The organism is Sphingomonas sp. LC-1 (genome assembly GCF_025371035.1).
GTDB classification, from domain to species: domain Bacteria; phylum Pseudomonadota; class Alphaproteobacteria; order Sphingomonadales; family Sphingomonadaceae; genus Sphingomonas; species Sphingomonas sanguinis_E.
Map to the genome: position 1 here is coordinate 418,405 of NZ_JANZXB010000002.1, position 17,611 is coordinate 436,015.

General features: G+C 64.3%; 9 protein-coding genes. 6 read left to right on the forward strand and 3 right to left on the reverse strand.

The genetic code is table 11. The features are described from left to right. Positions 1–407 precede the first annotated feature (407 nt). Together NZL82_RS04775 and NZL82_RS04780 are read left to right on the forward strand one after the other, a co-directional pair. Positions 408–3,479 carry a TonB-dependent receptor domain-containing protein gene (locus NZL82_RS04775; protein WP_261268615.1) on the forward strand — a complete coding sequence of 1,024 codons (3,072 nt, stop codon included), beginning with the start codon at positions 408–410 and terminating at the stop codon, positions 3,477–3,479. A gap of 413 nt (positions 3,480–3,892) precedes the next feature. Beyond that, positions 3,893–7,123: a TonB-dependent receptor gene (locus NZL82_RS04780; protein ID WP_261268616.1), complete on the forward strand. Its 3,231-nt coding sequence runs from the start codon at positions 3,893–3,895 to the stop codon at positions 7,121–7,123. Positions 7,124–7,189: 66 nt separating this feature from the next. Here the strand turns inward: NZL82_RS04780 and clpB are convergent, their stop codons facing one another. Next, positions 7,190–9,769, reverse strand: a complete 2,580-nt coding sequence (gene clpB / locus NZL82_RS04785) for an ATP-dependent chaperone ClpB (protein ID WP_261268617.1) — start codon at positions 9,767–9,769, stop codon at positions 7,190–7,192. A gap of 210 nt (positions 9,770–9,979) precedes the next feature. Here clpB and NZL82_RS04790 point away from each other — a divergent pair, with 210 nt between their 5' ends. From NZL82_RS04790 to NZL82_RS04805, 4 genes are all read left to right on the forward strand, one after another. Continuing rightward, entirely contained in the window at positions 9,980–12,820 is a 2,841-nt protein-coding gene (locus NZL82_RS04790) for a pitrilysin family protein (protein WP_261268618.1), read from the forward strand. A 26-nt stretch (positions 12,821–12,846) separates the two neighbouring features. Next, positions 12,847–13,146: a hypothetical protein gene (locus NZL82_RS04795; RefSeq protein ID WP_261268619.1), complete on the forward strand. Its 300-nt coding sequence runs from the start codon at positions 12,847–12,849 to the stop codon at positions 13,144–13,146. A 240-nt stretch (positions 13,147–13,386) separates the two neighbouring features. Next, on the forward strand, positions 13,387–15,192 hold the full coding sequence (locus NZL82_RS04800) for a DUF885 family protein (protein ID WP_261268620.1): 1,806 nt from the start codon (positions 13,387–13,389) through the stop codon (positions 15,190–15,192). 46 nt (positions 15,193–15,238) lie between these two features. Further along, positions 15,239–16,051, forward strand: coding sequence for an energy transducer TonB (locus NZL82_RS04805; protein ID WP_261268621.1), 813 nt, complete (start codon positions 15,239–15,241; stop codon positions 16,049–16,051). Between the two features lie 10 nt (positions 16,052–16,061). Here NZL82_RS04805 and NZL82_RS04810 read toward each other — a convergent pair whose 3' ends face one another. Together NZL82_RS04810 and purE are read right to left on the reverse strand one after the other, a co-directional pair. After that, entirely contained in the window at positions 16,062–17,117 is a 1,056-nt protein-coding gene (locus NZL82_RS04810) for a 5-(carboxyamino)imidazole ribonucleotide synthase (protein ID WP_261268622.1), read from the reverse strand. 4 nt (positions 17,118–17,121) lie between these two features. After that, positions 17,122–17,601 carry a 5-(carboxyamino)imidazole ribonucleotide mutase gene (purE, locus tag NZL82_RS04815; protein ID WP_261268623.1) on the reverse strand — a complete coding sequence of 160 codons (480 nt, stop codon included), beginning with the start codon at positions 17,599–17,601 and terminating at the stop codon, positions 17,122–17,124. Between the last annotated feature and the right edge of the window lie 10 nt (positions 17,602–17,611).

The window sequence follows — 17,611 nt, forward strand, 5'->3', positions numbered from 1 at the left end:
ACCGTATGCGCCGGCCGCCCGTTTTTGCAGTGAGCGTAATGTAAGTCCGTCTTCGGAGGCGAATTGCCTTCGGGGTGCGTCACGCTGTTGCCAGCGGCGATCCTCGACTGCCTCATTCGATTGCATAACATATGTCAGTAATGCTGCCATCGATTGCATGACATGTCCGCGTCATCATTCTGTCATCCTGACAGGCTCGTGACGACTATTTCAGATCGGTCAGCACTTGTGTCATTTATGCGACAGGCGCAGCCTTGTGACGATTTCCCCCTTTTTCCGGGCTTTACAGAAGCCATGCTTCGTCTCAATCAAGCAACATTCCGTTAGCGAACAAGATTTTTGTTTCACGCCGACGGAGCCCCTCCCGGCCAAAAGGTCGGAGGGAAGTGAGAAAAGGGGTAATGAACATGACCAATTCGTGGATCGGTCAGCGCAGGCTTGGCCTGCTTGCGACGGTCGCGCCGCTGTCCATGGCGCTCGTTTCGCCGGCTTGGGCGCAGAGCGTGCCCGACGCCAACCAGAATGCCGAGAACAACGCGCAGGTCGCGCAGGGTGCCGAACAGGCCAATGCCGGTTCGACCGGCGATATCGTCGTCACCGGCTCGATCATCCGTGGTGCGGATGTCGGCCCGTCGCCCGTGTCGACCATCACCACCGAGAATCTGGACGCGCGCGGTATCAACACCGTGCAGGCGGGTATCCAGGCGCTGGCGTCGAACAACGGCCCGGCCCTGACCAACTCGTTCACCGCCAATGGCGCGTTCGCGACGGGTGCGTCGTCGGTGTCGCTGCGCGGCCTGTCGACCAACTCGACCCTGGTCCTGTTCGACGGCCTGCGCGCCGCCTATTATCCGCTGTCGGACGACGGCACGCGCAACTTCGTCGACCTGAACACCATCCCCGACGACATTGTCGACCGTGTCGAAGTTCTGCGCGACGGCGCATCGTCGAGCTATGGCGCCGACGCGATCGCAGGCGTGGTGAACATCATCACCAAGCGTTCGGTGAAGGGCATCATGGGCCGCGCCGAAGCCGGTATCTCCGAGCGCGGCTATAATGCCAATCAGCGCCTGTCGCTGACCGCCGGCACCGGCGACCTCGATGAGCAGGGCTACAACGCCTATATCAGCGGCTTCTACTATCGCTCCGAGGGCGTGAGGGCGCGTCAGCTCCCCGGACCGTTCAACAGCAGCGACGAGCGCGGCATCTGCTCCAACCGCACCGGCTCCACGGTCTGCGGTCCGAACAACATCGCCAACGGGCTGGACCAGAATGGCCAGTATACCAACGGCTTCGCGATCAACACGCCGAACTTCTACGTTCGTCCGGCGGATGCGACCAACACCACCGCGCTCGGCCGCTATCAGCTGCTGAACCCGGCGGCGGGCTGTCTGACCGGCAATCCGTACAACCCGACGGCCGCCGAGCTGGCGCTGCCCGCCAACGCCACCGCCCCCGGCACCGTCTGCCAGGTCGACACCCAGCGTCTGTACGGCAACATCACGCCGGACATCGAGCGTGTCGGCGGATCGGCGCGCTTCACCGCCAAGATCGGTGACACGTCGGAAGCCTATCTGCAGGTGAACTTCCAGCAGGCGACGACCGGCTATACCGGCGTGCCCAGCTATATCCGCGCCAATGCCCCGGCCGGTATCCTGTTCCCGCAATATTCGACGTCGCAGAACGCCACGCCCGCGATCGATCCCAATTCGGCGATCCTCGCGCTGCCGGTCTATGTCTGCCCGCGTTCGACCGTCGGCGCCTGCAATGCGACCAACGGCACGTTGAACCCGAACAATCCGTTCGCCGCCGCAGGCCAGGTTGCGCGTCTGGTCGGCACGCTGCCGAACAGCTTCGAATCGACCCGGACCCGCAGCCGCGTCTATCGCGCTGCCTTCGGGATCAACGGCACGATCTTCGACGATGTCGATTACCGCTTCGACGCGACGGCGATGCATACCGATCTGCGCCTGGAGCAGAACGGCTATGTCTACATCCAGCACCTGCTCGATGTGATCAAGGACGGCAGCTACAACTTCGTCAATCCGGGCCTGAACAGCCAGGCGACGATGGACTATCTGACGCCGACCAACATCACAAACGACAGCTCGGATCTGCTGCAGGCCCAGTTCACTTTGGGCAAGGCGATCATGACGCTGCCGGGCGGCGACCTGCGCCTGGCGGTCGGCGGCTCGATCTTCTACGAAGCGATCGACGCGCCCAGCGCCAATTCGGACGAGAACGGCCCGACCCAGCGTTACTTTCGCCTGAACGCCTTCGGCACCAAGGGCAACCGTACCGTTTCGTCGGCCTTCTACGAAGTCAACGCGCCGGTCGTCGATCAGCTGACGCTCAACGCCTCGGGTCGCTATGACCATTATTCGAGCGGTCAGAGCGCCTTCTCGCCCAAGTTCGGCGCGATCTTCAAGCCGATCCGCCAGGTGTCGTTGCGCGGCACCTACTCGCGTGGTTTCCGTATCCCCTCGTTCGGCGAGGCGAATGCGCTGCCCACCACGGGTTACGTGACCCAGCAGCTGAGCAGCATCCCGGCGGCGTTCCTGCGCCAGTACAGCATCAATCCGGGTGCCAATCAGATCTGCTCGGCGGCGACCCCGCAATATTGCTCGTCCTATATCACCAGCTATTCGATCGGGCAGACCACGCTGGCGTCACAGAATCTCGAACCTGAAAAGTCGCGCAGCTTCACCGCCGGCATCAAGGTCGATCCGGTGCGCGGCCTGTCGCTGACCGTCGATTACTTCAACATCCGCAAGACCGGGGCGATCACCACCCCCGATCTGTCGCCCGCGATCGCCAACTATTATGCGGGCGGCGCGGCGCTGCCCGGGTTCGAGGTCATCCCGGATGCGGTCGACGTCAACAACCCGACCGCCACGCCGAAGATCGCCTTCGTCCGGTCGCAGCTGATCAATGCCCAGACGATCAAGTCGGAAGGCATCGATTTCGGTGTCAACGGCTTCTACGACTTCGGGTCGTTCCGTTGGACCACCAACCTGAACGCCAGCCTCATCCTGGAGCTGAGCACGACGGTGGACGGCGTTCGCCAGACCTATGTCGACACGCTGGGCAACTTCAACCTGACGGCCGGTTCGGGCACGTTCGAATGGAAGGGCAACTGGGTCAACACGTTCGACTTCGGCAACTTCGCACTGTCGGGTACGGTCAACTACACCTCGGGCTATGACCTGTCGGCCATGGACCAGGGCGACGCGTACAAGGATTGCGGTCAGGCCCCGGCCTATTTCGGTTGCCGTGTGAAGAGCTACATCACCGCGGATGCGAATGCGTCGTTCAAGGTCAACGACAAGTTCACTTTCTACGTGAACGTGCTGAACGTCTTCAACCGCCTGCCTCCGATCGATCCGGTCACGTACGGCGCGTATCTGTACAACGCGGTGCAGGGCGGCGACGGCATCTTCGGCCGCCAGTTCCGCGCCGGCGCCAAGTTCAACTTCTAACCCCAGGTCCGCTTCGGCGGATCCCCCTTGCAAGGGGCGGTTCCTACGGGAGCCGCCCCCCGTTTTTTGAGAACAGGCTTTCCCGAAGTTAAATGTGCCGCGTCACCATTATCGTGGCAGCTTGTGATGACGAGCCTGAGAATTCAAATATCTGCCGATGTACTGATATAATAGAGCAATACACTCCTGTTAAGGATGTAGGCAGCGACCTTTTTTGGCTGCCCAAGTTTAAAACAATCAATGCTGCGAGAGCGGCAAAGTGTGACTTTAATGCAATCGTTGTTATAAAAATCGGATAATATATCAATTAGTCTTTGAACTGTTCGTCATGCCCCTGACATAAGTTAGTGCGTGTCCCATCCGAGGAGGGGGCATCGTGGCGAGGCCAAAATGGCCTGCAAAGGGGGAATGAGATGACGGAACAGGGTTTTTTTCCTAAGGCCATGCTGCGCCGCAGTGCCGCATTGCAGGCTTTGGCCATGCTGGGAGCCAGCGTAGGGGCTATCGCGATCTCCGCTCCGGCGGTCGCGCAGGATTTCACTCAGGTCAACGCGACCGGTAAGGTGCAGGGCACGGACGGTAAGGCGATCGCGGGGGCATCGGTTACGGTAACGTCCAACGCGCAGGGCTTCTCGCGCACGGTTCAGACCGATAACGAGGGTAACTACCGCGTCTCGGCGCTGCCGATCGGTGTTTATACCTTCACCGTTGCGGCGCCGGGCTATGACAGCTTCACGGACGGTTCGGTCAACTTGAACCAGTCATCGGCGGCGAACCAGTTTACGTTGCTTCCGGTCGGTGCGTCGGCGGGCGGCGACATCGTCGTCACGGCAGGGCGTATTCAGATCGCCGACTTCGACCGCAACACGGTCGGCGCCGTGGTGCAAGTCGCGGATCTGGCGGCGCGCGTTCCCGTCAGCCGCGATCTGACCTCGGTCGTTCTGCTGGCGCCGGGCACGGCCGCCGGTGATTCGGCCTTCGGCAACCTACCCGCCGTCGCAGGCTCGTCGGTTTCAGAAAACGCCTTCTTTGTCAATGGCCTGAACATCACGAACCAGCGCACCGGCCTGGGTTCGGCGGGTGTGCCGTTCGAATTCTACAACACCGTCGAAACCAAGATCGGCTCGATCCCGGCGGAATATGGTCGCTTCACGGGTGCGTTCATCAACGCCACCACCAAGTCGGGCGGCAACGAGTTCCATGGCGGCGTGCTGGTCAACATGGAACTCGACGCGTTGCGTGAAAATGCTCCGAACACGCTTTATGCGTGGAACCGGGATGACGTTCGCGAGAACAAGCAAGCGATTTTCAGCCTGTCGGGTCCGATCATCAAGGATCACCTGTTCTTCTACGGCTTCTATCAGTCGAACAACTATAAGTCGGAAGACACGGGCCTCGCCGCCAACGCCAACTCCTCGATCGAAATCCGTAACGACCAAGGCGTCCTGACCGGCCGTCAGGCTGTTCCGCCGTTCAGCACCGGCGCCTTCCGCGACGTCTATCGCGTGAGCTCACCCTCGTTTGGCGGCAAGATCGACGCGGTGATCGTCGATGGGCAGCGGCTGGAGTTCACCTATTTCAACACCAAGGACCGCAGCACGACCACGCAGTATAGCGTCGTCGATGCGCAGGGTGGCGGCTATGATAGCCGCGTCGATCCGGCGGGTCCGCGCACCGGCCCCTATGCTGGTCAGTCGGTTTATCTCGGCGGCGGCGAAAGCTATGTTGGTCGCTACACAGGCCAGTTTACGAAGTGGCTGACGCTGTCGGGCGCCTATGGTAAGACCAAGAGCCGTGGCATCGGCCTGCCCTTCGATACCGTGAACCCCGGCGTCAGCGATCAGAGCGGCTTGTTTACCCCCGTCCTGATCGGCAATCCGTCGGTCACGATCAGCACCAACAGCGACGAGCGCGAATTCTATCGCGCTGACGTGGACCTGTATTTCAAGCTGGCCGGTGAGCATCACGTTCGCGGCGGCTATGATCGTGAAAACCTGACGTCGGTGGCGCAGACGGATTACACGGGCAACGTCTTCTGGACCTATTATAATTCCGGTCCGTCGGGCGACGCTCGCGTTTCCACCCCGAACACGCTGTATGTTGGCGGCCGTACCTACGTCACCGGCGGTACGTTCAAATCGCGCAACGAAGCATTCTACATCCAGGATGCTTGGTCGGCGTTCGACAACCGCCTGAGCATCCAGGCGGGCGTGCGTAACGATCGTTTCACGAACGACAACGTGAGCGGCGTGACCTATTACAAGTCGGGGAACCAGTGGGCGCCCCGCGTCAGCGTCGCCATCGACCCGATCGGTGATCAGCGCACGAAGCTGTATGGCTTCTTCGGTCGCTACTATTTGCCGGTGCCGACCAACACCAACATCCGTCTGGCGGGTGCGGAACTCGACTATACGGCTTTCTACCGCGTCACCGGGGTGGGGGCTAACAATGTTCCGATTCTGGGATCGCCCGCCAATTTCAGTGGCGGCGTTCCTTGCCCCGGCCCCACGCCGGGGGCGACCGGCACGGCGAACAACTGCGAAGTCAATCAGGACGGTACCGCCGCCTCGACCGAGTCGACCGTGGCTCGCAATCTGAAGTCGCAGTCGATGGACGAGTTCATCGTCGGCTATGAACAACGTCTTGGCCAGCGGTGGAAGATTGGTGCCTTCGGTACCTATCGCAAACTAAACGAGTCGCTGGAAGACATCGCGATCGACGCCGCGGTGAACAACTATTGCGCGCGTAACAACTTGGATTGCACGCAGGCAGCACCGACGACGGCTAATCCGAATAACCGAGTGCCGATCTGGAATGCTTTCCACCAGTATGTGCTGGCCAATCCCGGTGCCGATTCAACCATCACCCTGGCCGATCCGGTAAACGGCGAAGCCACGGCGCGCACCGTCACTTTCACGGCGGCCCAACTTGGCTATCCGCGGGCTCAGCGGCAGTACAAGGCCGTGACACTGTTGGTCGAGCGCGAGTTCGACGGCATCTGGAGCTTTGCCGCCAACTATACTTATGCCAAAAACATTGGTAATATCGAAGGCGGTATTCGTTCGGACAATGGCCAGTCGGATTCCGGTCTGACGACCGCGTTCGACCAACCCGGCCTGACGATCGGTTCGTACGGCTATCTGCCGACCGACCGCCGTCACAACTTTAAGGCCTATGGTTCGTACCGGTTCTCCGACTGGTTCACCTTCGGCGCGAACTTCAGCGCGACCTCGCAGCGTTACTTCGGCTGCATGGGCCGCGTTCCGAACCGCGTCGATTCGTTTGCCGGGCAATATGGTGCAGAGGGCCTGTTCTGCAATGTCGTGAACGGTCAGATCGTGACCAACCCGACGGCCGGTACCGGCAATCCCGCGCAGAGCACGCTGCAGCCGATCCAGCGCGGCAGTGTCTTCACCTCGGACTGGCTGACGCAGACCAACGTCACCTTCCAGTTCAAGGTGCCGGTCGACACGTTCGATGCCTTCTTCCGTTTCGACGTTTTCAACCTCTTTGCGGAAAAGGCGAAGATCGACTTCAACGAGCGCGGTACGCAGGGCAGCGGTGCGCCGCGTGGCGACTATCGTTACGTCACCCAGTATCAGGCGCCGCGTTATATCCGACTTCAGTTTGGTGTGAACTTCTGACCCCAAGGTTCGCTTCGGCGAACCCGACTTGGGGCGGTTCCTTCGGGAACCGCCCCTTTTTTTCGATTACTCTACCGACAGCGCCAGCTTCCCGTCGCCCTCGTCGACGGTGACGGTTGCGCCGTCCTTCACATTCCCACGCAGGATTTCTTCGGCCAGCGGGTCCTGGAGGTGCCGTTGCACCGCACGGCGCAGGGGACGCGCGCCGTATACCGGGTCATAGCCCACCCGGCCCAGCCATTCGCGCGCCGCATCGGTCAGGTGCAGGCTGATCTTGCGATCCGCCAGCAGCTTGGCGACGCGGCCGACCTGGATGTCGACGATCGGGCCCATATGGCTCTGGCCCAGCCGGTGGAACAGGATGATCTCGTCCAGCCGGTTGAGGAATTCGGGGCGGAAATGGCCGCGCACGATCTCCATCACCTGCGGCTCGACGCTCTCGACGCTCTGCCCGTCCTCGACATTGGCCAGATATTGGCTGCCCAGGTTGGAGGTCAGGATGATCAGCGTGTTCGAGAAATCGACCGTCCGCCCCTGGCCATCGGTCAGGCGACCGTCGTCCAGCACCTGGAGCAGCACGTTGAACACGTCGCCATGCGCCTTCTCCACCTCGTCGAACAGCACGACCTGATAGGGCCGCCGCCGCACCGCCTCGGTCAGCACGCCGCCTTCCTCATAGCCGACATAGCCGGGAGGGGCGCCGATCAGCCGCGCGACGCTGTGCTTCTCCATAAACTCGCTCATGTCGAGGCGCACCATCGCGGAGGGATCGTCGAACAGGAATTCGGCCAGCGCCTTGGTCAGCTCGGTCTTGCCGACGCCCGTCGGGCCCAGGAACAGGAAGCTGCCCAGCGGTCGGTTGGGGTCCTGTAGCCCGGCGCGTGCCCGGCGGACGGCGGTGGAGACGGCGCGGACCGCATCCTCCTGGCCGATCACGCGCGCACCGATCACCTCCTCCATGCGGAGCAGCTTTTCGCGTTCGCCCTGCATCATCCGGTCGACCGGCACCCCGGTCCAGCGGCTGACCACGCCCGCAATATCGTCGGCGGTGACTTCCTCGCGCAGCATCGCGCCCTCGGTCGCGGACTGCGCCTCGGCAAGCTGCTTCTCCAGCTGCGGGATGCGGCCATAGGAGAGTTCACCGGCTTTCGCGAGGTCGCCCGAACGCTGCGCTTGGTCGAGTTCGATCCGCGCCTGGTCGAGCTGTTCCTTCAGCTTCGCCTCGCCCGCGATCTTGTCCTTCTCGGCCTGCCAGCGCTGGGTCAGCGCGTGCGACTGTTCCTCCAGATTGGCGAGTTCCTCCTCCAGATGGCCGAGCCGGTCGATGCTGGCGGCGTCGCTTTCGCGGCGCAGCCCCTCGCGCTCGATCTTCAGGCGCAGGATGCGGCGGTCGAGCGTCTCGATCTCCTCGGGCTTGGACTCCACCTCCATCCGGATGCGGCTGGCGGCCTCGTCCATCAGGTCGATCGCCTTGTCGGGCAGGAAGCGGTCGGTGATGTAGCGGTTGGACAGCGTCGCCGCCGCCACCAGCGCACCGTCGGTGATGCGCACGCCGTGATGGAGTTCGTACTTCTCCTTCAGGCCGCGCAGGATCGAGATGGTGTCCTCGACCGTGGGCTCGCCGACGAAGACGGGCTGGAACCGCCGCTGGAGCGCGGGGTCCTTCTCGACATATTTGCGATATTCGTCGAGCGTGGTCGCGCCGACACAGTGCAGCTCACCGCGCGCCAAAGCGGGCTTGAGCAGGTTCGAGGCGTCCATCGCCCCGTCGCCCTTGCCGGCCCCGATCAGCGTGTGCATCTCGTCGATGAACAGGATGATGTCGCCCTCGGCGGCCTTCACCTCGTCGAGCACGCCCTTCAGCCGCTCCTCGAACTCGCCACGATATTTGGCACCTGCGATGAGGGCACCCATGTCGAGTGCCATCAGCTTGCGGTCCTTCAACGTGTCGGGCACGTCGCCGTTCGCGATACGCAACGCCAAGCCCTCGGCGATCGCGGTCTTGCCGACGCCGGGTTCGCCGATCAGGGCGGGGTTGTTCTTGGTCCGGCGCGCCAGGATCTGGATGGTGCGGCGGATTTCCTCGTCGCGGCCGATCACGGGGTCGAGCTTGCCGTCGCGCGCCACCTGGGTCAGGTCGCGGGCGAATTTCTTGAGCGCGTCGTACCGGTCCTCCGCCCCCGCCGTGTCGGCGGTGCGGCCCTGGCGCAATTTCTCGATCGCGCCGTTCAGGCTTTGGGGGTTCACGCCGCCCGCCGCCAAGGCCTTGCCCGCCGCCGTGGTGGAGGCGAGGGCCAGCGCGAGCAGCATCCGCTCGACGGTGACGAAACTGTCGCCTGCTTTCTGGGCAACCTGTTCGGCCTGATCGAGGACGCGGACCAAGTCGTTGTCCAGGCCGGGCGAACTTTGCGCACCCGAGCCGGAGACGGCGGGAATCTTTGCCAGCGCGGCATCGGTCTCACGCTCGACGCGCTTGGGATCGCCGCCCGCCGCCTGAATCAGGCCGGACGCCATGCCCTGATCGTCCTCGATCAGCGCCTTGAGGAGGTGTTCGGGGGCGATCCGCTGATGGTTGTTGCGGATCGCCACGGTCTGCGCGGCTTGCAGAAAGCCTTTTGCGCGGTCGGTGAATTTTTCGAGGTTCATCTGGGGTTCCTGTCGCTTTCCAGGTCAGATGGTGTTGCAATTTAGCAACACAAGGGGTTGGCGGTATTTGTCTTGCGCTACATGGGATGGCCGTTTCGATTGCGAAAGGGTCGACGAAATTTCGACCTGATCGGTTTGCCTTACCGGGATTGCGGTCCACAGCCCGCCCGCTATGTTCGCTTCACAGATGAGTGGGGAGACTCAAGAGAAATGCGTATCAAGTTTGTGGCGCTGACCGGCGCCGCCACCCTTGCGTTCGTCATGCCGACCCAGGCCGTGCTGGCCCAAGCGGCACCCGCCAAATCGGCCGCCACGGCAAAGGCCGCACCCGTTTCGACGCTCGTGAAGGCGGTCGACATCCCCTATCAGAGCTTCACCCTGCAAAACGGCTTGCGCGTCGTGGTGCATACCGATCGCAAGGCGCCCGTGGTCGCGGTCAGCGTCTGGTACGATGTCGGATCGAAGCATGAGCCCAAGGGCAAGACCGGATTCGCGCATCTCTTCGAGCATCTGATGTTCAACGGATCGGAAAACGCGCCGGGCGATTTCTTCGCCCCGCTCAAGTCGGTGGGCGCGACCGATTACAACGGCACCACCTATTTCGACCGGACCAATTATTTCGAGACGGTGCCGACCGCCGCGCTCGACCGCGCGCTGTTCCTGGAATCGGATCGCATGGGCTATCTGCTCGGCGCGGTGACGCAAGGCGTGCTCGACGAGCAGCGCGGCGTCGTCCAGAATGAGAAGCGCCAGGGTGACAACCAGCCTTATGGCCTGACCCAATATAAGGTGCTGGAGGGGCTGTTCCCCGCCGGGCATCCCTATGCCCACAGCACCATCGGTTCGATGGCGGATCTGGATGCCGCGTCGCTCGACACGGTCAAGGACTGGTTCCGGCAGCATTACGGCCCGAACAATGCGGTGCTGGTACTGGCGGGCGACATCGATGTCGCGACTGCCAAGCCTTTGGTCGAGAAGTATTTCGGCGCGATCAAGCCGGGCCCCAAGAGCGTTCTGCCCACCGTCGCCATTCCGACGCTGCCCGCGCCCGTCAACGAGGAGATGAAGGACCGCGTCGCCGCCGTCATGATCAGCCGCAACTGGGCGGTGCCGGGGCTGAACGATCCCGAAAGCGCGCCGCTGGTCGTCGCCGCTTCGATCCTGGGCGGGCTCGCCTCGTCGCGGCTCGACAATATCCTGGTCAAGCAGGAGAAGCTGGCGGTGCAGGTCTCGACCAGCGACCGCGTCTTCTCGCAGGTCGGCATGTTCAACATGATGGCGATCGTCCGTCCCGGCGTCGACCCGGCGCTGGTCAACAAGCGGATGGGAGAGATCCTCGACGATTTCCTGAAGAACGGCCCGACCGCCGACGAGGTTCAGCGTGCGGTGACCCGCTATGTTTCGGGGCGTGTCCAGGGGCTGGAATCGGTCGGCGGCTTCGGCGGCAAGGCGGTGGCGCTGGCCGAGGGCGCGCTCTACTCGAACGATCCGGGCAAGTATAAGAAGCAGTTGATGGCGATCGCGGCGCAGACCCCGGCGACCGTGAAGGCGGCGGCGGACAAATGGCTGTCGCGTCCGGCCTATACGCTGACCGTCGTGCCGGGCGCACGCGACGCCTATGAAGAGGCCAAGGTGCCGCCGCGCGCCGACGTGCCCGCCGCCCCGGACCAGCCCGTCAAGGGCACGCGCGGGGCTCTGCCCGATGTCGGTCAGGTCAAGCCGCTGAGCTTCCCGACCGTCGAGCGCAGCCGCCTGGCGAACGGGATCGAGCTGATCTATGCGCAGCGCACCGCCGTGCCGGTGACCCAGATCGCCATGTCGTTCGACGCCGGGATCGCGGCCGACGTGCCGGGCAAGCTGGGGACGCAGCGGATGGTGCAGTCGATGCTCGACGAGGGCACGACGCACCTGAACACCATCGCCATCGCGGAGGCGCAGGAACGGCTGGGCGCGTCGATCGGGTCGAGCGCGTCGAACGATCGCACCACCGTGGGCCTGGACGTGCCGAGCGCCAATCTGGTGCCCGCGCTCGATCTCTATGCCGACATCATTCGCAACCCGGCCTTCCCCGATGCCGAACTGGCGCGGGTCAAGGCGCAGACGCTGGCGGGGATCAAGCAGGAACTCACCAGCCCGCAGGGGCTGGCGAGCCGCGTCCTGCCGCCGCTCGTCTATGGACCGACCAGCCCCTATGCCAAGGCGCAGGGGGCGGGCGATCCGCGTGCGGTGGCGGCGATGACCCGCGCCGACCTGATCGCGTTCCAGCAGGCCTGGCTGCGTCCCGACAAGGCGAAGATCTTCGTCACGTCCGACCGCCCGCTGGCCGAGGTGAAGGCCGCGCTCGACCGGGCGTTCGGCGACTGGCGCGGCACCGGCGCGGCGGGCGTGAAGAACTTCACCGCCGGACAGCCCTCGGCACCCAAGATCGTGCTGATCAACCGGCCCGACAGCCCACAGTCGATGATCCTGGCGGGCGCGCCGACGCCGTTGAAGGGGATCGACAATCTGTTGATCCAGAATACCGCCAACGACGCGCTGGGCGGCAGCTTCCTCAGCCGGATCAACACCGACATCCGCGAGAACAAGCACTGGTCCTATGGCGTGCGGGGCGGCTTCCAGACCTCGGAATTCGCGGCGCCTTATATCATGTCGGCCCCGGTTCAGGCGGACAAGACCGGCCCGTCGATCGACGCGCTGCGCACCGACGTGACCGAATTCCTGACCAGCAAACCGATGGACCAGGTGGAATTCGACCGCGCCATCACCGGCGCGATCCGCTCGCTGTCGGGCAATTTCGAGACGTCCGACGCGGTGCTGTCGGCGATGCAGGCCAACGACCTGTATCGTCGGCCCGATGACTATTACGCCACTATCACGCAGCGCTATCAGGCGATGACCCTGCCCGAGCTGAACAAGTCGATCCAGGCGGCGTTGAACCCCAAGGACTTTGTCTGGGTCGTGGTCGGCGACGCCAAGGCGGTGAAGCCCCAGCTCGATACGCTGGGCCTGCCCGTCGAGGTGGTCGAGGCGTCCGCGCTCGTCGGGCAATAAGTGCCGGATCATAAGGGAGAGTAGGAATGGCCGAGATCGACGGCACCTGGAACTGCACCGTCAAGTCGCCGCTGGGCGATCAGGAAATGACCCTGACCGTCCGGACCGAGGGCGATCGTTTCACTGGCTCGGGCGGCGGCCAGATGGGGGCGATGGACATCGAGGGTGATGTGTCTGGCAACACGATCAGCTGGAAGATGTCGATCAGCTCGCCGATGCCGATGACGCTGGATTGCGAAGCGACCGCCGATGGCGACACGCTGACCGGATCGGTGGGCGCGGGCGCGTTCGGCAGCTTCCCGCTGTCGGGGACGCGGGCGGGCTGAGCCTGGCCGTCATGATTTGGGGAAGGGCGGTGCGTCGGGATGGACGCGCCGCCCTTTTCGTTGGGTGGGGCATGGGCGTCGACTTCGCTCAGCCTGACCAGGGTGAGGTATCCAACCCCATTCCCACCAGCCGTTCAGGCTGAGCGAAGTCGAAGCCCAAGGGAGCAACCCCACCACATAACCGGTTCAATTCCCGGCAAATCCCGTTACGCTGTCCCGATAACCAAAAAGGGGACAAGCATGATCGACCGGCGATATTTCCTGGGAGGCACGGCGGCGCTGGCCGTGGCGGCGAACAGCGAGGCTGTCCTCGCCCAGACGACACAGCCGACCCGGTTGAATGCGCTGTTCGACACGCTGGTCCAGGAACAGCTTCGCCGCAGTCCGGAGGGGGCCACCAATCTCGGCCTCGACACCGGCACCAATGCCGATCTGCGCAGCAAGCTGTCCGACCAGTCGCCCGCCGGGATCGCGGCGGCCAAGGCGGCGACCAAGGCCGATCTGACCCGCCTTCAGGCGATCGATCCCGCCACGCTGTCGCCCGAGGAGCGGATCGATCTGGAATCGATCCTCTACACCCGCCGCTCGGCGGAGGCGGTGCAGGCGTTCGACTTTGGCGGTTATTCCTATGGCCCCAGCCCCTATGTCGTGTCGCAACTGTCGGGCGCCTATCAGTCGGTCCCCGACTTCCTCGATACCAAGCACAAGATCGCGACGGCGGGCGATGCCGACGCTTATCTGATGCGGCTTCGGGCTTTCGCGACCCAGATGGATGCGCAGACCGATCGGATGCGCCACGATGCGGGACAGGGCGTGGTGCCGCCCGACTTCATCCTCGACCTCGCGCTCGAACAGATGGGCAAGACCCGCCAGCCCGCCGACCAGGCGCTGGTCGTCCAGTCGCTCGCCCGCCGTGCCGCCGAGAAGGGGTTGGGGGACGGCTATGCGCAGGCCGCCGCCAAAATCCATGAGGCCGAAATCCTCCCCGCGCTCGACCGGCAGATCGCCTATGCCAAGTCCCTGCGCGCCAAGGCCACCCATGACGCGGGCGTGTGGAAGCTGCGCGAGGGGGCGGCCTATTATCCGGTCGCGCTGAAAGCCAATACGACGACCGGCTTCTCGCCCGACGAAGTCCACCGCTTCGGCCGCGACCAGGCGGCGATGCTGTCCGCCCGGCTGGACGCGCTGCTCCGGAAACAGGGCTTTACCAAGGGGACGGTCGGCCAGCGCATGGCCGCGCTCTACAAGAATCCCGACCAGCTTTATCCCAATACCGATGAGGGCAAGCGCGCCGCCATCGCCTATTGCAACGAACGGCTGGACGCGATCCGCACCCGCCTGCCGCAGGTGTTCGAGCGGCTGCCGCAATATGGCTTCGAGGTGCGTCGCGTTCCCGTACAGACCGAGGCGGGCGCGGCGGCGGCCTTCGCGCAATCGCCCGCGATCGATGGTTCGCGGCCGGGGCTGGTCTATTTCAACCTGAAGGACAGCGCCGACTGGCCCAAATTCTGTCTGGCGACGACCGTCTATCACGAAGGGCTGCCGGGGCATCAGATGGAGGGCGGCCTTGCCCTGTCCAACACGCGCCTGCCGCTGATCCGCAAGATCAACGGCTTTTCGGGCTATGGCGAGGGCTGGGCGCTCTATGCCGAGCAATTGGCGGACGAGATCGGCATGTATGACGACGATCCGCTGGGGCAGCTGGGCTATCTGAAGTTCCTGCTGTTCCGCGCCAATCGCTGCGTGGTCGATACCGGGCTTCACCATCTGCGCTGGACCCGCGAACAGGCGATCCGCCATTTCGTCGAGGCCGAGGGCGAGGCGGAGGGCTTCGCCACGCGCGAGGTGGAACGCTATTGCGTCAATCCCGGGCAGGCGGCGAGCTACAAGCTTGGCCATTCGGTCTTCGTCGACATTCGCGACCTGGCGAAGAAGCAGAAGGGCGCGGCGTTCGATCTGAAGGCCTTCCACACCGCCGTGCTGCGCCATGGCCGCGTGCCGCTCGACGTGCTGCGCCGGATCGGGGAGGAGTGGGCCAGGGCTTGACCGGCGCCGGTATCACGGTGATCCTCCCATCCGGGAGATTATCGCGATGCAGGGCGGCGTTCGGATCCGGCAGGACAAGTGGCGGCGGCTGGCGGCTGTCGTCGCCACGGTGGCGGTCCATGCTGCGATCGTGGCGCTGTTGATCCTGGGGCAATCGCGAATTCGGCGGATCGACGATTCTCGGTGGTCGTCGCTGGCCTTGTTCGATGTGCCGCCTTTGCCCGAACCGCCACCCCTATCCGTGCCACCGCCACCGATCGAGCCCGCGCCGGTCAAGCGCGAAAGCCTGGCGGTGCGCCCGACGGCCGGCGGCGGATCGCCTCGTCCTGCGCCTGCCCCCGCCGCGCCGCAAGCCGCCCCCGCTGCGGTCGCGACGGCGCACTTCGATATGGTCGACCTGCCCGCCCCGGCCGCGGGGGTCAGCGCCGAACCGTCGCTGCGTATCGGGACGGCATTGTCGGATGGACGTGGCGCGGGCATCGCCAGCGGCCAGGGCACCGGTGGGGAAGGGCGAGGCACCGGCAATGGGCGTGGCGACGGCGATGGACCGGGCGACGGACGGTTACGCTTTGCGCTGGCCGAATGGATCGAAAAGCCGCCACAGGCCGTGATCGATGCGGCCTTTCCGAAGATGGCGCGAAGCGGCGGCATCAGCGGCGTCGCGGTGCTGCTCTGCGTCGTGCCTACGCCCGGTCGGCCCAAAAGCTGCTCGGTCGCGGCCGAAAAACCCAAGGGGCGCGGATTCGGGACGGCGGCACTCAGCCTCTATCCGCAATTCCGCCTCCGCCCGGTCATGAAGGGGGATCAGGTCATTCAGCCCAAGGTGCTGGTGCCGGTGACCTTCGACGCCCGACGATAGCGGGTCGCCTTCACCGCGTGACGCGCGTGATATGCCCCATCTTGCGCCCCGGCCGCGCCTCGCCCTTGCCATAGAGGTGCAAGTGCGCACCCTTTTCGGTCAGAGCGGTTTCCCAGGCATCGTCGCCGATCAGGTTGTCCATCTGTACTCGCGTGCCGGTCAGCGACGTATCGCCCAGGGGTAGGCCGCAAATCGCGCGGATATGATTCTCGAATTGCGAGGTTTCGGCACCCTCGATCGTCCAGTGCCCCGAATTGTGCACGCGCGGCGCCATCTCGTTGAAGACGGGGCCGTTCTCGGTCGCGAAGAACTCGCAGGCCAGTACGCCGACATAGCCCAGCTCTTCGGCGATACGGATGGCGAGCGCGGTCGCCTCTTCGGCCTGGGCGGCGATTTCGGGCGGCGCGGGCAGGGTCGAGGTGCGCAGGATCGCGTCGCGATGAACATTGTGCGGCGGATCGTAACGGACCGCCTTCCCGTCTTCCCCACGCGCGATCAGGATCGAGAATTCATGGGTGAAGCGGATGAACCCTTCCAACACCGCCGGACCACCGATCGCTTCCCACGCGGCGGCGGCCTCGGACAGGTCGCGGATCAGCACCTGCCCCTTGCCGTCATAGCCGAAGCGGGTCGTCTTCAGGATGGCGGGGCAGCCGATCCGCTCCAGCGCGGCGGTCAGGTCGGCGGCGCCATTCACCTCTGCCCAGGGGGCGGGGCGGCCACCGACCTTCTCGACAAAGCTCTTCTCGGCGATCCGGTCCTGCGCGACGCGAAGCGCGGCAGGTGAGGGGTGGACGGGCAACCGCTCGGCCAGCCATTCGACCGGCGTCACGTCGACATTCTCGAATTCATAGGTGACGACGTCACAGGCGGCGACGAAATCGGCCAGCACGACCTTGTTGTGATAATCCGCGCGGGTCAGCGAGGAGGCGGTCTGCGCCGCGACGCTTTCCTCGTCCGGGGCCAGCACATGGGTGCGATAGCCCAGTTGCGCGGCCGCCACCGCCAGCATCCGGCCCAGTTGGCCGCCACCCAAGATTCCGATCGTCGCGCCCGGCTTCAACATTGGCTTACCCTTGCGGATCGTTGGCGACGCTGTCGGTCTGGCGCTGGCGCCAGGCCTGCAATCGCTCGGACAGCGCTTCGTCGGACAGCGACAGGATCGAGGCGGCGAGCAGACCCGCATTGATCGCCCCCGCCTTGCCGATGGCCAGCGTGCCGACGGGAATGCCGCCCGGCATCTGGACGATCGAGAGCAGGCTATCCATGCCCTTCAGCGCCTTGGATTCGACCGGGACGCCCAGCACCGGCAGATGCGTCATCGACGCCGCCATGCCCGGCAAATGCGCCGCGCCGCCAGCCCCCGCGATGATGACCTTGATCCCGCGATCGGCGGCGGTGGTGGCATAATCGTACAGACGCTGCGGTGTGCGGTGCGCGGAGACGACGCGGGTCTCGTGCGCGATGCCCAGCGCCTCCAGCGTCTCGGCGGCATGCCGCATGGTTTCCCAGTCCGAAGTGGACCCCATGATGATCCCGACCGACGTCATATCCGCTGTT